The following is a 13,308-nucleotide window of genomic DNA, read 5'->3' as shown; positions in this document are numbered from 1 at the left end:
GATCTAGGCGCCCTCGTGAGCCAGAGCATGGCGAAACTGCAGTGGCGGCTGCGGCATTTCCTGGCGCCATGCCAGGCGAAAGGCATGGCTGCTGCCGTAGCCGCAACGCTCGGCGATCTGTTCCACGTTGAGATGGCTGCCGCGCAAAAGCTCACGGGCCAGGTCGATGCGTTGGGCGCGCAGGTAGTTCTGCAGTGTCTGGCCGGTATTATCGCGAAACAGCCGCGCCAGGTGCCGGTAGCTCACATTGAACTGGCTGGCCAGTTGTTCGAAGCTGAAGTTGGTACCCAGGTGTGCATCCATGTAGTCCTGGGCTGCATGCACCAACGGGTGGATGTGGTTGCGCGCCAGGTCTGCCGCGCGCAGTTGCACATCTTCGCCGGCGCGGCGACGGTAGATGACCAGTTCCTGCGCCACCTGGTTGGCTACTACCTTGCCAAATTGCAGGCTGACGATGTGCAGCGCCAAGTCGGTTCCGCTGGACACGCCTGCCGAGGTGAACACGCCATCATCCTCGACGAACAGGCGGTTCTCCAGCACCTTGGCTGCTGGGTAGCGCGTTCGAAGCAAGTCGACGTAACGATGGTGCGTGGTGCATTGCCGGCCATCCAGCAAGCCAGCTTCGCCCAGCAGAAACGCACCGGTGCATATGGAGCACAGCTTTATATCCGGCGTTTGCCTGACCACCTTCGCCAGCCACCGGGCTGTGGCGGTCAATATCGCGGTATCGGCGGGTGTCGCAGAGAGCTTGTTGCCCACCACGAACAGCAAGTCCTGCGGTGCCAGCCGGTCAGGCAACTGGTGCAGGCCACTCAGTGTCACGCCCTGAAAACTGCTGACCTGTTGTCTGGCGGCTATGCAACGTACGTTGACCGGTGCCAGCTGGAGTTCTTCGAGGCTCGCCATGATTTGTAACGGGCCACCGAGATCAAGGATGTGGGTGCCCGGGAGCAGCAAGAACCAGATGGTACGCATTACAGTATTCCTTACATCGCCAAGCGCCTGACCTTGAACGGCACGTTACCAATATGGCGCAAAAAGGCAATTTGCATGGATACCGTGGCGGTCAGGCGCCTTCGCCACCGGGCAGCAGCCTTCCGAGCAGCGGTGGGGTTGCCCCTGGGGCGTCAGGTTCGTCATCGAAGCCCGCAGGCACTTTGCCCCGCAGGTGCCAGGCAAAGGCGATGATTTCGGCGATGGTCAGGTACAGCGCCTCCGGTATCTGGTCTCCCAGCTCCAGGCGCGCCAGCAGACGCACCAGCTCGGCATTTTCGTAGATCGGCACTTCGTGCTCGCGGGCCAATGCCAGGATGGCCTCGGCCAGCGCATCGTCGCCCTTGGCGGTGAGGGTCGGGGCTTGCTGCCCGTCGTAGAACAGGGCAATCGCCTGGCGTGCAGGTTGGTGCGTCATGCGTTCTCATCCACCCAACGTTGTTCTACCCGCGTACGCGGGCCTTGTGGGGGGATACCAGGATGGCATTCCAGATCACCCACATCCAGGCCCCGCGCCAACAGGCGTTCGCGCAAGCTGCCGAGCTGGCTGTCGATCAGCCGGGCTGTCGCCTCGCGTTCCGCCCAAAGCTGGCCACCCAGGCGGCCTTGGCTCAGTTGTGCCTGGACTTGCACCGGGCCAAGGGGCGAGAGGTCGAAAGCCAGCTCGATACGCCACAGGGCTTGCAGCGGGTCGGCTGCTTCCTGCTGGCGGTCGGCCTGCTGTTGTGGCGTTTCCTCGCGTTGCAGCTTGACCTGCAACGGTATGAACTCCTGGCCGTGACGGATCGGCACTTCGGTTTGCCAGGTGGTCTGCAGGTTGCCGTTTTCCAGGGTACCGGTTTGTTGCAGACTGCTCATGGCATGGCTTTGCAGGCGCGATACAGCAGCGGCGGCCAGGCGCAGCAATTGTTGCAGGTCGCCTTCGTCCTCCATGGCCTTGAGCAGGCGCGACGGCAGCGGGAATGCGCCCGGCTGCGGCTTGGGGCTGACCCGTTCGAGCATGCCCAGCGCGCTGCGGGCCAGGGCCGGCATGGTAACGGCCAGGCTGGCGGGCGCCAGGTTGGGCGCCCCGGGTACGCTTGCCGGCGTGAGGGTGATCAGCCGCAGCAAGTGCGCCTTGAGGTCGGCTGCGACGCTGGCCGGGAAACCGCCCAGCAGTTTGGCTTCGAGAAAGGCACCGCTGTTGTTCAGGGCCTGCGCCACTGCCTTGGCATCACCCAGTTGCCGGGCTTCTGGCAGGCTCGCCAGCAGGCGTTCGGCGCTGGCTCGCAATTCGCCATCGGCGCCCGGGTCGCGGGCCACCTGTTGCAGGGCATTGAGCAGGCCGGGCAGCGAAGCCTGGCGGTTTTGCTGGGTCAGCAGCTGCTGGGCAATGCTGAGCTGGTCCTGGCGGCCGCTGAGCGGTACGAAACGCAACGACTGGTCGCCCTGCACCAGCGCGCTGAGCAGGCTGCCGACGGCCAGCGGTCGCGGGCTGTCCACGCTCAGGGTAGCGCCGGCCTGGGCGCTGTTGAGCAGGCTGACCAGCGCCCGGTAGACGGCGGGCTGGCCGGGCGCCTGGGCCAGAGCCTGGTTGGTCAGGACCTTGCCCTGCAGCAGGGTGCCGACCGGCACTTTGCTGGTGTCCAGGCGGGTGAGGGTGGCGACCTGGCTGGCGCTGGCCTGCTGCAGCATGATCGCCAGGCGGTTGCTTTCGGTCTGGCTGACCGTGACCTGGCTACCCTGGGGCAGGGGCTGGCTGGCGCTGGCTTGCAGCTGGGTCTGGGTGCCGTTGGCCAGCATCAGCCGCAGCACCAGCTGGAAGTCCTGGCCCACCTGGCGCAACGACATGACTTCGGCCTGGGCGGTCTCGCCGGGGGCCATCAAGCCGGGTTGCGGTTGTGTCAGGCGCAGCAGTTCGCCGGTCATGCCCGCCTTGATGGCCTGGGGGTTGATTGCGGTTTGTGCGCCGAGACTATTGATTTCAGTCATGATTGTATACAACCTGTCGAACCCGCCCTCTTGGCAGCGCGGCGGCGCGTGTAATAATGCCGACCGTCCGTCGTTGCCAGTATAACGGCAGCGAGGGGGGCGACTTGAGATACAGGGCTAGAGGTCGGCGTCGCCTGCTTCGCGGGTGAACCCGCTCCTACAAGGGTTTGCGCAGCTTTCAAACCCTGCGTTGAACCTGTGGGAGCGGGTTTACCCGCGAAGCAGGCGACGCCGACCTCTAGCCCTACAAAGATAAGGCGAAACCGTGACCCTTCACCTCCAAGCCGCGGGCCTGGCCTGCGAGCGCGACTGGCGCCTGCTGTTCGAGCACCTCGCTTTCGAGCTGCGGCCCGGCGACATGCTGCAGATCAGCGGCCCCAACGGCAGCGGCAAGACCAGCCTGCTGCGCTTGCTGGCCGGCCTGATGCAGCCGACGGCCGGGCAGATCCTGCTGGGCGGCAAGCCACTGGCCGAACAGCGCCACGCCCTGGCCAGCATCCTGTTGTGGATCGGCCACGCCGCCGGCATCAAGGACCTGCTCACCGCCGAGGAGAACCTCACCTGGCTGTGCGCCCTGCACCAGCCGGCCAGCCGCGAGGCGATCTGGGCGGCACTGGCGGCCGTCGGCCTGCGTGGTTTCGAAGACGTGCCCTGCCACACCCTGTCTGCCGGCCAGCAGCGCCGCGTGGCCCTGGCCCGGCTGTACCTGGCCAGCCCACCGCTGTGGATCCTCGACGAACCCTTCACCGCCCTCGACAAGCAGGGCGTGGCGCAGCTCGAGGCGCACCTGGCGGCCCACTGCGAGCAGGGCGGCACGGTAGTGCTGACCACCCACCACACGCTGGAACGCAAACCCTCCGGTTACCGTGAACTGAACCTGGGGCAATGGGCGGCATGAGCGTATTCATCCTGTTGTTGCGCCGCGAAGCGCGCCTGCTGTTCCGCCGCCCGGCCGAGCTGGCCAACCCGTTGGTGTTCTTCGCCATCGTGGTTGCACTGTTCCCGCTGGCAGTCGGCCCGGAAAGCCAATTGTTGCAAACCTTGTCGCCAGGCCTGGTCTGGGTGGCGGCACTGCTGGCGGTGCTGTTGTCGCTGGACGGCCTGTTCCGCAGCGATTTCGAGGACGGCTCGCTGGAACAGTGGGTGCTGTCGCCGCACCCGTTGGCGCTGCTGGTGCTGGCCAAGGTGCTGGCACACTGGATCTTTTCCGGGCTGGCGCTGGTATTGTTGGCGCCGCTGCTGGCGCTGATGCTGGGCCTGCCGAGCCATTGCCTGCCGGTGCTGCTCGGTTCGCTGCTGCTGGGTACGCCCGTGCTGAGCCTTTTGGGCGCGGTGGGCGCGGCGCTGACAGTCGGTCTGAAACGCGGCGGTTTGCTGCTGGCATTGCTGATTCTGCCGTTGTATATCCCTGTATTGATCCTGGGCAGTGGTGCGTTGCAAGCGGCGTTGCAGAATATGCCGGCAACCGGCCACCTGCTCTGGCTCGCCAGCCTGACGGCCCTGGCCGTGACCCTGGCACCCTTTGCGATAGCGGCCGGCCTGAAGATCAGCGTCGGCGAATAACGAGTCCCGGGCTTTCAAGCCCGGCCAATACCCTGGATGTACCCTGATGAAAATAAGCTGGACGTGGTTCCACAAGCTGGGCTCCCCCAAATGGTTCTATGCCATCAGCGGCCGCATGCTGCCGTGGCTTGCCGGCGCTGCCGTGCTCCTGCTGCTGGTCGGCATCACCTGGGGCCTGGCCTTCGCCCCCCAGGACTACCAGCAAGGCAACAGCTTCCGCATCATCTACATCCACGTACCGGCGGCGATGCTGGCGCAGTCCTGCTACGTGCTGCTGGCAGTGGCCGGGGTGGTGGGGCTGGTATGGAAGATGAAACTGGCCGACGTCGCCTTGCAATGCGCGGCCCCCATTGGTGCCTGGATGACCGCCGTGGCACTGGTCACCGGGGCCATCTGGGGCAAGCCCACCTGGGGAAGCTGGTGGGTCTGGGATGCCCGGCTGACGTCCATGCTCATCCTGTTGTTCCTGTACTTCGGCATTATTGCGCTGGGCCAGGCAATCAGTAATCGTGACAGTGCAGCCAAGGCCTGTGCGGTACTGGCGATCGTCGGCGTGGTGAACATCCCGATCATCAAGTACTCGGTGGAGTGGTGGAACACCCTGCACCAGGGCGCCACCTTCACCCTCACCGAAAAGCCGGCGATGCCCGCAGAAATGTGGTTGCCGCTGCTGTGCACGGCGCTGGGCTTCTACTGCTTCTTTGGCGCGGTGCTGTTGCTGCGCATGCGCCTTGAAGTACTCAAGCGCGAAGCGCGCGCCAGTTGGGTCAAGGATGAAGTATTGAACAGCCTGGGGCGGAGGGCCGCACAATGAGTTTCGCCACCTTCGGTGACTTTCTCGCCATGGGCCACCATGGCCTGTACGTGTGGACGGCCTATGGCATCTGCCTGGCCGTGCTGGCGCTGAATGTCGCCACGCCCGTGCTGGCCCGCCGTCGCTACCTGCAAGATGAGGCGCGCCGTTTGCGCCGGGAGAACAACCAGTGAATCCGCAGCGCAAGAAACGCCTGTTGCTCATCGTCGGCCTGCTGGTCGGCGTCGGGGTTGCCGTCGGCTTTGCCTTGAGCGCATTGCAGCAAAACATCAACCTGTTCTACACCCCGACCCAGATCGCCAACGGCGAAGCGCCGCTGGACACCCGCATCCGCGCCGGCGGCATGGTCGAGAAAGGTTCGGTACAGCGTTCGTCCGATTCGCTGGACGTGCGTTTCGTGGTCACTGACTTCAACAAGTCGGTGCCGATCACCTACCGTGGCATCCTCCCCGACCTGTTCCGCGAAGGGCAGGGCATCGTCGCCCTCGGCAAGCTCAACGCCGATGGCGTGGTGGTGGCCGATGAAGTACTGGCCAAGCACGACGAGAAGTACATGCCGCCCGAGGTTACCAAGGCCCTGAAGGAAAGCGGCCAGGCCGCCAGCGGCGGGGAGGCCAGGCCATGAACGCGGCGCTGGTGATCCCCGAACTCGGCCAGCTGGCGATGATCCTGGCCATCTGCTTTGCTGCCGTGCAGGCCAGCGTGCCGCTGCTCGGCGCCTGGCGTGGCGACAGCCTGTGGATGAGCCTGGCGCGGCCGGCGGCCTGGGGGCAGTTCGCCTTCCTGGCCTTTGCCTTCGCCTGCCTGACCCATGCCTTCATGACCGACAACTTCTCGGTCGCCTATGTGGCCAGCAACTCCAACAGCGCCTTGCCCTGGTACTACAAGTTCAGTGCCGTGTGGGGGGCGCACGAAGGTTCGCTGTTGCTGTGGGCGCTGATGCTCGGCGGCTGGACCTTCGCCGTATCGGTGTTCTCGCGGCAGTTGCCGCAGGTGATGCTGGCCCGCGTGCTGGCGGTAATGGGCATGATCAGCGTGGGCTTCCTGAGCTTCCTGATCATCACCTCCAACCCGTTCCAGCGCCTGCTGCCGCAAGTGCCGACCGATGGCCGCGACCTCAACCCGCTGTTGCAGGACTTTGGCCTGATCGTCCACCCGCCGATGCTGTACATGGGCTACGTCGGGTTCTCGGTGGCCTTCGCCTTCGCCATCGCCGCCTTGCTCGGTGGCCGCCTGGACGCCGCCTGGGCGCGCTGGTCGCGGCCCTGGACCATCGTTGCTTGGGCCTTCCTCGGGGTCGGCATTACCCTGGGTTCGTGGTGGGCCTACTATGAACTGGGCTGGGGTGGCTGGTGGTTCTGGGACCCGGTGGAAAACGCCTCGTTCATGCCTTGGCTGGTGGGTACGGCGCTGATCCACTCGCTGGCGGTGACCGAAAAGCGCGGGGTATTCAAGAGCTGGACCGTGCTGCTGGCGATTGCCGCGTTCTCGCTGAGCCTGCTGGGTACCTTCCTGGTGCGCTCCGGTGTCCTGACCTCGGTGCATGCGTTTGCCGCCGACCCGTCGCGGGGTATTTTCATCCTGATCTTCCTGCTGTTCGTGGTCGGTGGTTCGCTCACTCTGTTCGCCCTGCGCGCACCGGTGGTAAAGAGCCAGGTCGGCTTTGCCCTGTGGTCGCGCGAGACGCTGCTGTTGGCCAACAACCTAGTGCTGGTAGTGGCGGCCTCGATGATTCTGCTCGGCACCCTCTACCCGCTGGTGCTCGATGCGTTGACCGGTGCCAAGCTGTCGGTCGGCCCACCGTATTTCGACGCCTTGTTCCTGCCGCTGATGGCACTGCTGATGGTGGTGCTGGGCGTGGGCGTGGTGGTTCGCTGGAAAGACACCCCAGGCAAATGGTTGGCCAGCATGATGACCCCGGTGCTGCTCGGCAGCGCCATCCTTGCGCCGGTGGCGGGCCTTATCGTCGACGACTTCGACTGGCCGACCCTGACCGCCTTCGCCCTGGCCGCCTGGGTGGTGCTTGGCGGGCTGCGCGACATTCTCGACAAGACCCGCCACAAAGGCCTGCTCAAGGGCCTGCCTGGCCTGGGCCGCAGCTACTGGGGCATGCAGCTGGCGCACGTGGGCCTGGCGGTGTGCGCGCTGGGCGTGGTGCTGTCGAGCAACAACAGCGCCGAACGCGACCTGCGCATGGCACCGGGCGAGAGCGTGGAACTGGGCGGTTACCACTTCCTGTTCCAGGGGGCCCGGCACTTCGAAGGGCCGAACTTCATTTCCGACAAGGGCACCGTGGTGGTCAGTCGCGATGGCCGTGAAGTGACCACCCTGCACCCGGAGAAGCGCCTGTACACCGTGCAGCAGTCGATGATGACCGAAGCCGGCATCGACGCCGGCTTTACCCGCGACCTGTACGTCGCCCTCGGCGAGCCGCTGGAGAACGGCGCCTGGGCAGTACGCGTGCATATCAAGCCTTACGTCCGCTGGATCTGGCTGGGCGGTCTGCTGACCGGCCTGGGCGGGTTGCTGGCGGCCCTCGACCGGCGCTATCGCGTCAAGGTCAAGACCCGGGTGCGTGATGCCCTGGGCGTGTCTGGAGCAGCTGCATGAAGCGTTGGATCATGGTAGTCCCTCTGGCGGTATTCCTGCTGGTGGCGGTGTTCCTCTACAAAGGGCTGTTCCTCAAGCCCGACGAGCTGCCCTCGGCAATGATCGGCAAGCCGTTCCCGGCGTTTTCCCTGGCCTCGACCCAGGGCGACCGTAACCTGACCGAGGCCGACTTGCGTGGCCGCCCGGCACTGGTCAACGTGTGGGCCACCTGGTGCCCGTCGTGCAAGGTCGAGCACCCGTACCTGAACCAGCTGGCCCAGCAGGGCGTGGTGATCCACGGCGTCAACTACAAGGACGACAATGCGGCGGCCCTGAAGTGGCTGGCCGAGTTCCACAACCCTTACCAGCTGGACATTCGTGACGAGCAGGGCAGCCTGGGCCTGGACCTGGGCGTGTATGGCGCGCCGGAAACCTTCCTGATCGATGCCAAGGGCATCATCCGCTACAAGCACGTGGGCGTGGTCGATGCCACGGTCTGGCGTGAGCAGCTGGCGCCGCTGTACCAGGGCCTGGTCGACGAGGCCAAGCCATGAAGCGGGGGCTGGCAGCTGCCGTGCTGGGGCTCTTCATTGGGTTGAGCCTGGCAGGCGTGGCCAAGGCGGCCATCGACACCTACCAGTTCCGCGACGATGCCGAGCGTGAGCGCTACCAGCAGCTGACCAAGGAGCTGCGCTGCCCCAAGTGCCAGAACCAGGACATCGCCGACTCCAACGCGCCGATTGCCGCCGACCTGCGTCGGGAAATCTTCCGCATGCTCGGCGAGGGCAAGAGCAACCAGCAGATCGTCGACTTCATGGTCGACCGCTATGGCGACTTCGTGCGCTACAAGCCGGCGCTCAGCGGGCGTACCTGGCTGCTGTGGTTCGGCCCGGGGATTTTGCTGGCCGGTGGTTTCGTGGTACTGGCGCTGATCGTGCGCCGGCGCCGCAGTGCGGCCGTGCAGGGCGCCAATGAGTTGTCCGCCGAAGAACGCGAGCGTCTCGCCAAATTGCTGGAAAAAGAACAGACCCATGATTGAATTCTGGCTTAGCGCGGGCCTGCTGCTGCTCGCTGCCCTCAGCTTCCTGCTGATCCCGATCCTGCGTGGCCGTGGCCGCCAGCAGGAAGAAGACCGCACCGCCCTGAACGTGGCCCTGTACCAGGAACGCGTCGCCGAACTGGCTGCCCAGCAGGCCGCCGGCGTGCTCGATGAGGCGCAAATGGCCAAGGGTCGTGACGAGGCCGCCCGTGAGCTGCTGGCGGATACCGAAGGTGCCGAGGCCCCTCGTCAGGGCCACTTGGGCAAGGCCCTGCCGTTGCTGGCGGCGCTGCTGGTGCCGCTGCTGGCATTGGGGCTGTACCTGCATTTCGGCGCGGCCGACAAGGTTGAGCTGACCCAGGAGTTTGCCGAAGCGCCCAAGTCGATGGAAGAAATGACTGCCCGCCTGGAACGGGTGGTGCAGGCCCAGCCGGATTCGGCCGAGACCGTGTACTTCCTGGGCCGAGCCTACATGGCCGAGCAGCGCCCCGCCGATGCCGCGCGTACCTTCGAGCGCGCCGTGGCCCTGGCCGGTCGCCAGCCCGAATTGCTCGGGCAATGGGCACAGGCGCTGTACTTCGCCGCCGACAAGAAATGGAGCCCGCAGCTGCAGGCGCTGACTGACGAGGCGCTGAAAGCCGACCCCAACGAAGTGACCAGCCTGGGCCTGCGTGGTATCGCTGCCTTCGAGGGCGAGCGTTACCAGGAAGCCATCGATTACTGGAAGCGCCTGCTGGCGCAACTGCCGGAAGGTGATACCTCGCGTGCGGCGCTGCAGGGTGGTATCGACCGCGCTGCCGAGCGCCTGGGCGGTTCGCCGGGGCAGGCTGCGGCGCCCGTGGCGGCTCGCTTGAAGGTGCGCGTGGAACTTGCTGCGGCGTTGAAGGACAAGGTCAAGCCTGACGACACGGTGTTCATCTTCGCCCGCGCCAGCAATGGCCCACCCATGCCGCTGGCGGCCAAGCGGGTGACCGTGGCGCAGTTGCCGATCGAGGTGGAACTGTCCGATGCTGACGCCATGATGCCGCAGATGAAACTGTCGGACTTTGCCGAAGTCCAACTCGTTGCACGTGTATCACGCGCTGGCCAGCCAACCCATGGCGAGTGGATTGGCCAGGGCACGCCATTGCCCAGCGCCACCCAGGCCATCCAGCACCTGACCATCGACAGCCCCGACCCGTAAGAGAGCAATGCCATGCACAGCATCGTCCGCCTGACCCTGATCACCCTGGCCCTGGGTTTGTCTGCGTGTACGGTGCATGAGCCGTACGAGCAGCCCGAACCACCGATCGAGCGCCTGCCGCCGCCGGGGCCGGCGGTCAAGCCCTTGCCGGACAGACAGCCGGCCCCCGCGCCGAGCAAGCCTGCGGCCACGCCCAAGCCGATGCCTCGCACCTCGGCCAGCTTCGCGCCGCCACCTGGCGGGGCGAGCCATTGGGACCCTAAGCTGGGTGTGTATGTGCTGGAGAAGAAACCCAATACCTTCTACCGCCAGCGGACCTACTACCGCTTCAACAACGGCTGGAGCTGGTCGCTGAGCCCGGATGGACCGTGGCAGGAGACTGACAGCAGCGGTGTGCCGGGTGGTCTGGGGCGTGCGTTCGCCCAATAATTGCAACGTTGCCGTTGCCGTTGCCGTTGCCGTTGCCGTTGCCGTTGCCGTTGCTTTTGCTTTTAAGCGCGCGGTAGTCCAGGCGCCGCAGATTGCGACTTCAGGAGGCCGAGCGAAGGGACTGCGGAGGGAGGTGACGGGCATGGATGCCCGTCAAGCGCTGAGGCCCCATGGATGGGGCCTGCAGCGCGTACTCCCGGGAGCAGGCCCGTAGCGAGGGAACCCCGGAGCGCAGCGTAGGGGCCGGATGATAGGAGCCAGCGTTTTTTGGTTACTTTTTGTCGCGTTTGACAAAAAGTGACCCGCCGTAAGGGCGGAAAGGTGAATAAGCGCCACCTTCGAAAATGAATGTTGACCTTGTTGTTGATGCCCACGCTTGAAAGCGAAGAGCGAAGAGCGAAGAGCGAAGAGCGGAAAAGTACCGGTCTTGATCTCGCGCATAGTCCATTTACGATGGCGACGCTTACTCACCTTTTCGCCCTTACGGCGAGTCACTTTTTGCCAAACGCGGCAAAAAGTAACCAAAAAACGCTGCGCTCCCATCATCCGGCCCCTGCGCTGCGCTCCGGGGTTCCCTCGCGCCGGTCTTGCTCCCGGGAGGACGCGCTGCAGGCCCCATCCATGGGGCCTCAGCGCTTGACGGGCATCCATGCCCGTCACCTCCCTTCGCAAGACCTCTGCTCGGCCTCCTGAAGTCGCGAAGATCAAGATCAAGATCAAGATCAAGAGCAAGAGCAAGAGCAAGAGCAAGAGCAAGAGCAAGAGCAAGAGCAGAGCTAAGCAGAACAGTGCAGTTTCACCTCTTTATTTCGGTTGACTGTACTGGCCGGTGACTCCGCATAATGTCGCCTCGAACTGACCCGGAGGTGGCATGCACAAGACAGTCCTGGTGCTGGTGGAAACCGTCGATGATTACCTGCCCATGCTGGAGCAGGCCGGCTACCGTTTGATCCGTGCCCCTTCGCCGCAACTGCGGGCCGAGGCCATCCAGCGCCATGGCCATGAAATCGATGCCGTGCTCACCCGCGGCCCGCTGGGCCTGACTGCCAGCGAAATCGACACGCTGTCCAAACTGCAGATCATCTGCGTGATCGGTGCCGGCTACGAACAGGTCGATCTGGCCGCGGCCGCTGCGCGCGGCATCACTGTCACCAACGGCGCCGGGGCCAATGCCGAAGCGGTCGCCGACCACACCCTCGCCCTGCTGCTGGCGCTGTTGCGCGACATTCCCCGCGCCGATGCCAGTACCCGCCGGGGCGAATGGAACCGGGTGATCAGCCCCTCGGTGAGTGGCAAGCGCCTTGGCATTCTCGGCCTTGGTGCGGTGGGCCTGGCCATCGCCAGGCGCGCCCATCTGGGCTTCGCCATGCCCGTCAGCTACCACAGCCGCACGCCGCGCCAGGATGTGCCCTACACCTGGTACGACAGCCCGCAGCACCTGGCCGACGCCGTCGACATCCTGGTGGTGGCAACCCCCGGGGGAGCCAACACTCGTCACCTGGTCGATGCACAGGTGCTCGAGGCCCTGGGGGCCGAGGGCTACCTGGTGAATATCGCCCGAGCCAGCGTGGTCGACACCCAGGCCCTGGTGGCCGCGCTGCAGCATGGCCAGCTGGCTGGTGCGGCACTGGATGTGTTCGACGACGAGCCGGCTGTACCCGATGCCCTCAAGGCCCTTGGCAACACCGTGCTCACCCCCCACGTGGCTGGCCAGTCGCCGGAGGCGGCGCGCGACACGGTGACCCTGGTGCTGCGCAACCTGCAGGCGTTCTTTGTCGGCGAAGCCGTGTTGACTCCGGTACGCCAGTAACCCTTTTCATACATCTGCCTGGCAGCGATCGGGCAACAAGGAGTGTGTGCATGCAACTTGAAATCTTCCAGGTCGATGCGTTTTCCGCCGAGCCGTTCGGGGGCAACCCGGCGGCAGTGATCCCACTGCAAAGCTGGCTGCCGGACGACGTGCTGCAGCGCATTGCCGAAGAGAACAACCTCTCGGAAACCGCCTACTTCGTGCGCAACGGCGAAACCTTCGACCTGCGCTGGTTCACCCCGACCGTGGAAGTCGACCTGTGCGGCCATGCCACCCTGGCCTCGGCCTATGTGCTGTTCGAACAGCTGGGCGAGCAGGTGCAGGTGCTGCGTTTCAACACCCGCAGTGGCGAGCTGCGGGTAAGCCGCAACGCTGACGGGCTGCTGGCCATGGACTTCCCGGCCAAGCATCCGGTCGCAGTGGACATGCTGCCGGGCCTGTTGCAGGCGCTGGGCCTGGGCCAGGCACAGGCGCTGTACCGCAGTGATGACTATGTGGTGGTGATCGATGACGCACTGTTGCTCGACACCCTGAAGCCGGATTTCGTTGCGCTGTCGGCCTTCGATGTGCGCGGTATCGCCGTTACCGCGGCAGGCCGTGGCTTTGATTTCGTCACCCGCTGGTTCGGCCCGAGGGTTGGCGTGAACGAAGACCCGGTGACTGGCTCGGCGCACACCTCGCTGGCGCCGATATGGGCAGAGCGTCTGGGTAGGAACGTGCTGAGCTGCGAGCAGGGTGGGGTGCGCAAAGGGCAGCTGCAGTGCGAAGTACCGGATAACGGCCGGGTGATCATCAGCGGGCGGGCGGCGTTGTACCTGCGCGGTACGGTGTACATCTGACCTTGGGCAACTGTCTTGTGCTGCCTGTGCCGGCCTCCTCGCCGGCAAGCCAGCTCCCACAGGTACTGCACTGGCCTG

16 protein-coding genes are annotated in these 13,308 nt (G+C 65.1%); 13 read left to right on the top strand and 3 right to left on the bottom strand.

Annotation, left to right across the window (positions count from 1 at the left end; translation table 11 throughout):
- Positions 1 to 3 precede the first annotated feature (3 nt).
- From E5221_RS19690 to E5221_RS19680, 3 genes are all read right to left on the bottom strand, one after another.
- The gene (locus tag E5221_RS19690; RefSeq protein ID WP_061551789.1) at positions 4 to 975 is read right to left on the bottom strand and encodes a helix-turn-helix domain-containing protein; all 972 of its coding nucleotides are present in this window, start codon (positions 973 to 975) and stop codon (positions 4 to 6) included.
- A 91-nt stretch (positions 976 to 1,066) separates the two neighbouring features.
- Positions 1,067 to 1,411 (bottom strand): EscU/YscU/HrcU family type III secretion system export apparatus switch protein, encoded by a 345-nt coding sequence (locus tag E5221_RS19685; RefSeq protein ID WP_039612711.1) that lies wholly within the window; start codon positions 1,409 to 1,411, stop codon positions 1,067 to 1,069.
- Entirely contained in the window at positions 1,408 to 2,964 is a 1,557-nt protein-coding gene (locus E5221_RS19680; RefSeq protein ID WP_061551788.1) for a flagellar hook-length control protein FliK, read from the bottom strand. Before E5221_RS19680 ends, E5221_RS19685 begins: the two co-directional genes overlap by 4 nt.
- A 265-nt stretch (positions 2,965 to 3,229) precedes the next feature.
- Here E5221_RS19680 and ccmA point away from each other — a divergent pair, with 265 nt between their 5' ends.
- The 13 genes from ccmA to E5221_RS19615 all read left to right on the top strand — a co-directional run bounded on the left by ccmA (position 3,230) and on the right by E5221_RS19615 (position 13,230).
- Positions 3,230 to 3,862, top strand: coding sequence for a cytochrome c biogenesis heme-transporting ATPase CcmA (gene ccmA / locus E5221_RS19675; protein ID WP_013973564.1), 633 nt, complete (start codon positions 3,230 to 3,232; stop codon positions 3,860 to 3,862).
- The gene (gene ccmB, locus E5221_RS19670) at positions 3,859 to 4,527 is read left to right on the top strand and encodes a heme exporter protein CcmB (RefSeq protein ID WP_012273477.1); all 669 of its coding nucleotides are present in this window, start codon (positions 3,859 to 3,861) and stop codon (positions 4,525 to 4,527) included. The genes ccmA and ccmB overlap by 4 nt, the downstream gene beginning before the upstream one ends.
- A 46-nt stretch (positions 4,528 to 4,573) precedes the next feature.
- Positions 4,574 to 5,341: a heme ABC transporter permease gene (locus tag E5221_RS19665; RefSeq protein ID WP_012273476.1), complete on the top strand. Its 768-nt coding sequence runs from the start codon at positions 4,574 to 4,576 to the stop codon at positions 5,339 to 5,341.
- Positions 5,338 to 5,514: a heme exporter protein CcmD gene (ccmD, locus tag E5221_RS19660; protein WP_003257324.1), complete on the top strand. Its 177-nt coding sequence runs from the start codon at positions 5,338 to 5,340 to the stop codon at positions 5,512 to 5,514. The genes E5221_RS19665 and ccmD overlap by 4 nt, the downstream gene beginning before the upstream one ends.
- Positions 5,511 to 5,966 carry a cytochrome c maturation protein CcmE gene (ccmE, locus tag E5221_RS19655; protein WP_013973561.1) on the top strand — a complete coding sequence of 152 codons (456 nt, stop codon included), beginning with the start codon at positions 5,511 to 5,513 and terminating at the stop codon, positions 5,964 to 5,966. Before ccmD ends, ccmE begins: the two co-directional genes overlap by 4 nt.
- 11 nt (positions 5,967 to 5,977) lie before the next feature.
- The gene (locus E5221_RS19650) at positions 5,978 to 7,951 is read left to right on the top strand and encodes a heme lyase CcmF/NrfE family subunit (RefSeq protein WP_247847755.1); all 1,974 of its coding nucleotides are present in this window, start codon (positions 5,978 to 5,980) and stop codon (positions 7,949 to 7,951) included.
- Entirely contained in the window at positions 7,948 to 8,484 is a 537-nt protein-coding gene (locus E5221_RS19645; RefSeq protein ID WP_247846289.1) for a DsbE family thiol:disulfide interchange protein, read from the top strand. Before E5221_RS19650 ends, E5221_RS19645 begins: the two co-directional genes overlap by 4 nt.
- Positions 8,481 to 8,969, top strand: coding sequence for a cytochrome c-type biogenesis protein (locus tag E5221_RS19640; protein ID WP_247846287.1), 489 nt, complete (start codon positions 8,481 to 8,483; stop codon positions 8,967 to 8,969). The genes E5221_RS19645 and E5221_RS19640 overlap by 4 nt, the downstream gene beginning before the upstream one ends.
- Complete coding sequence (gene ccmI / locus E5221_RS19635) at positions 8,962 to 10,152, top strand: c-type cytochrome biogenesis protein CcmI (RefSeq protein WP_247846285.1); 1,191 nt, start codon at positions 8,962 to 8,964, stop codon at positions 10,150 to 10,152. The genes E5221_RS19640 and ccmI overlap by 8 nt, the downstream gene beginning before the upstream one ends.
- Before the next feature lie 12 nt (positions 10,153 to 10,164).
- Complete coding sequence (locus E5221_RS19630) at positions 10,165 to 10,581, top strand: hypothetical protein (RefSeq protein WP_013973557.1); 417 nt, start codon at positions 10,165 to 10,167, stop codon at positions 10,579 to 10,581.
- 649 nt (positions 10,582 to 11,230) lie between these two features.
- On the top strand, positions 11,231 to 11,398 hold the full coding sequence (locus tag E5221_RS28825; protein WP_282189716.1) for a hypothetical protein: 168 nt from the start codon (positions 11,231 to 11,233) through the stop codon (positions 11,396 to 11,398).
- 54 nt (positions 11,399 to 11,452) lie between these two features.
- Positions 11,453 to 12,391 (top strand): 2-hydroxyacid dehydrogenase, encoded by a 939-nt coding sequence (locus E5221_RS19620; protein ID WP_247846284.1) that lies wholly within the window; start codon positions 11,453 to 11,455, stop codon positions 12,389 to 12,391.
- Between the two features lie 50 nt (positions 12,392 to 12,441).
- The gene (locus tag E5221_RS19615; protein WP_247846283.1) at positions 12,442 to 13,230 is read left to right on the top strand and encodes a PhzF family phenazine biosynthesis protein; all 789 of its coding nucleotides are present in this window, start codon (positions 12,442 to 12,444) and stop codon (positions 13,228 to 13,230) included.
- Positions 13,231 to 13,308 lie beyond the last annotated feature (78 nt).

This window comes from Pseudomonas sp. A2 (assembly GCF_023100865.1).
Lineage (GTDB): Bacteria > Pseudomonadota > Gammaproteobacteria > Pseudomonadales > Pseudomonadaceae > Aquipseudomonas > Aquipseudomonas asiatica.
This window is presented reverse-complemented; position numbering and strand designations above follow the sequence as displayed.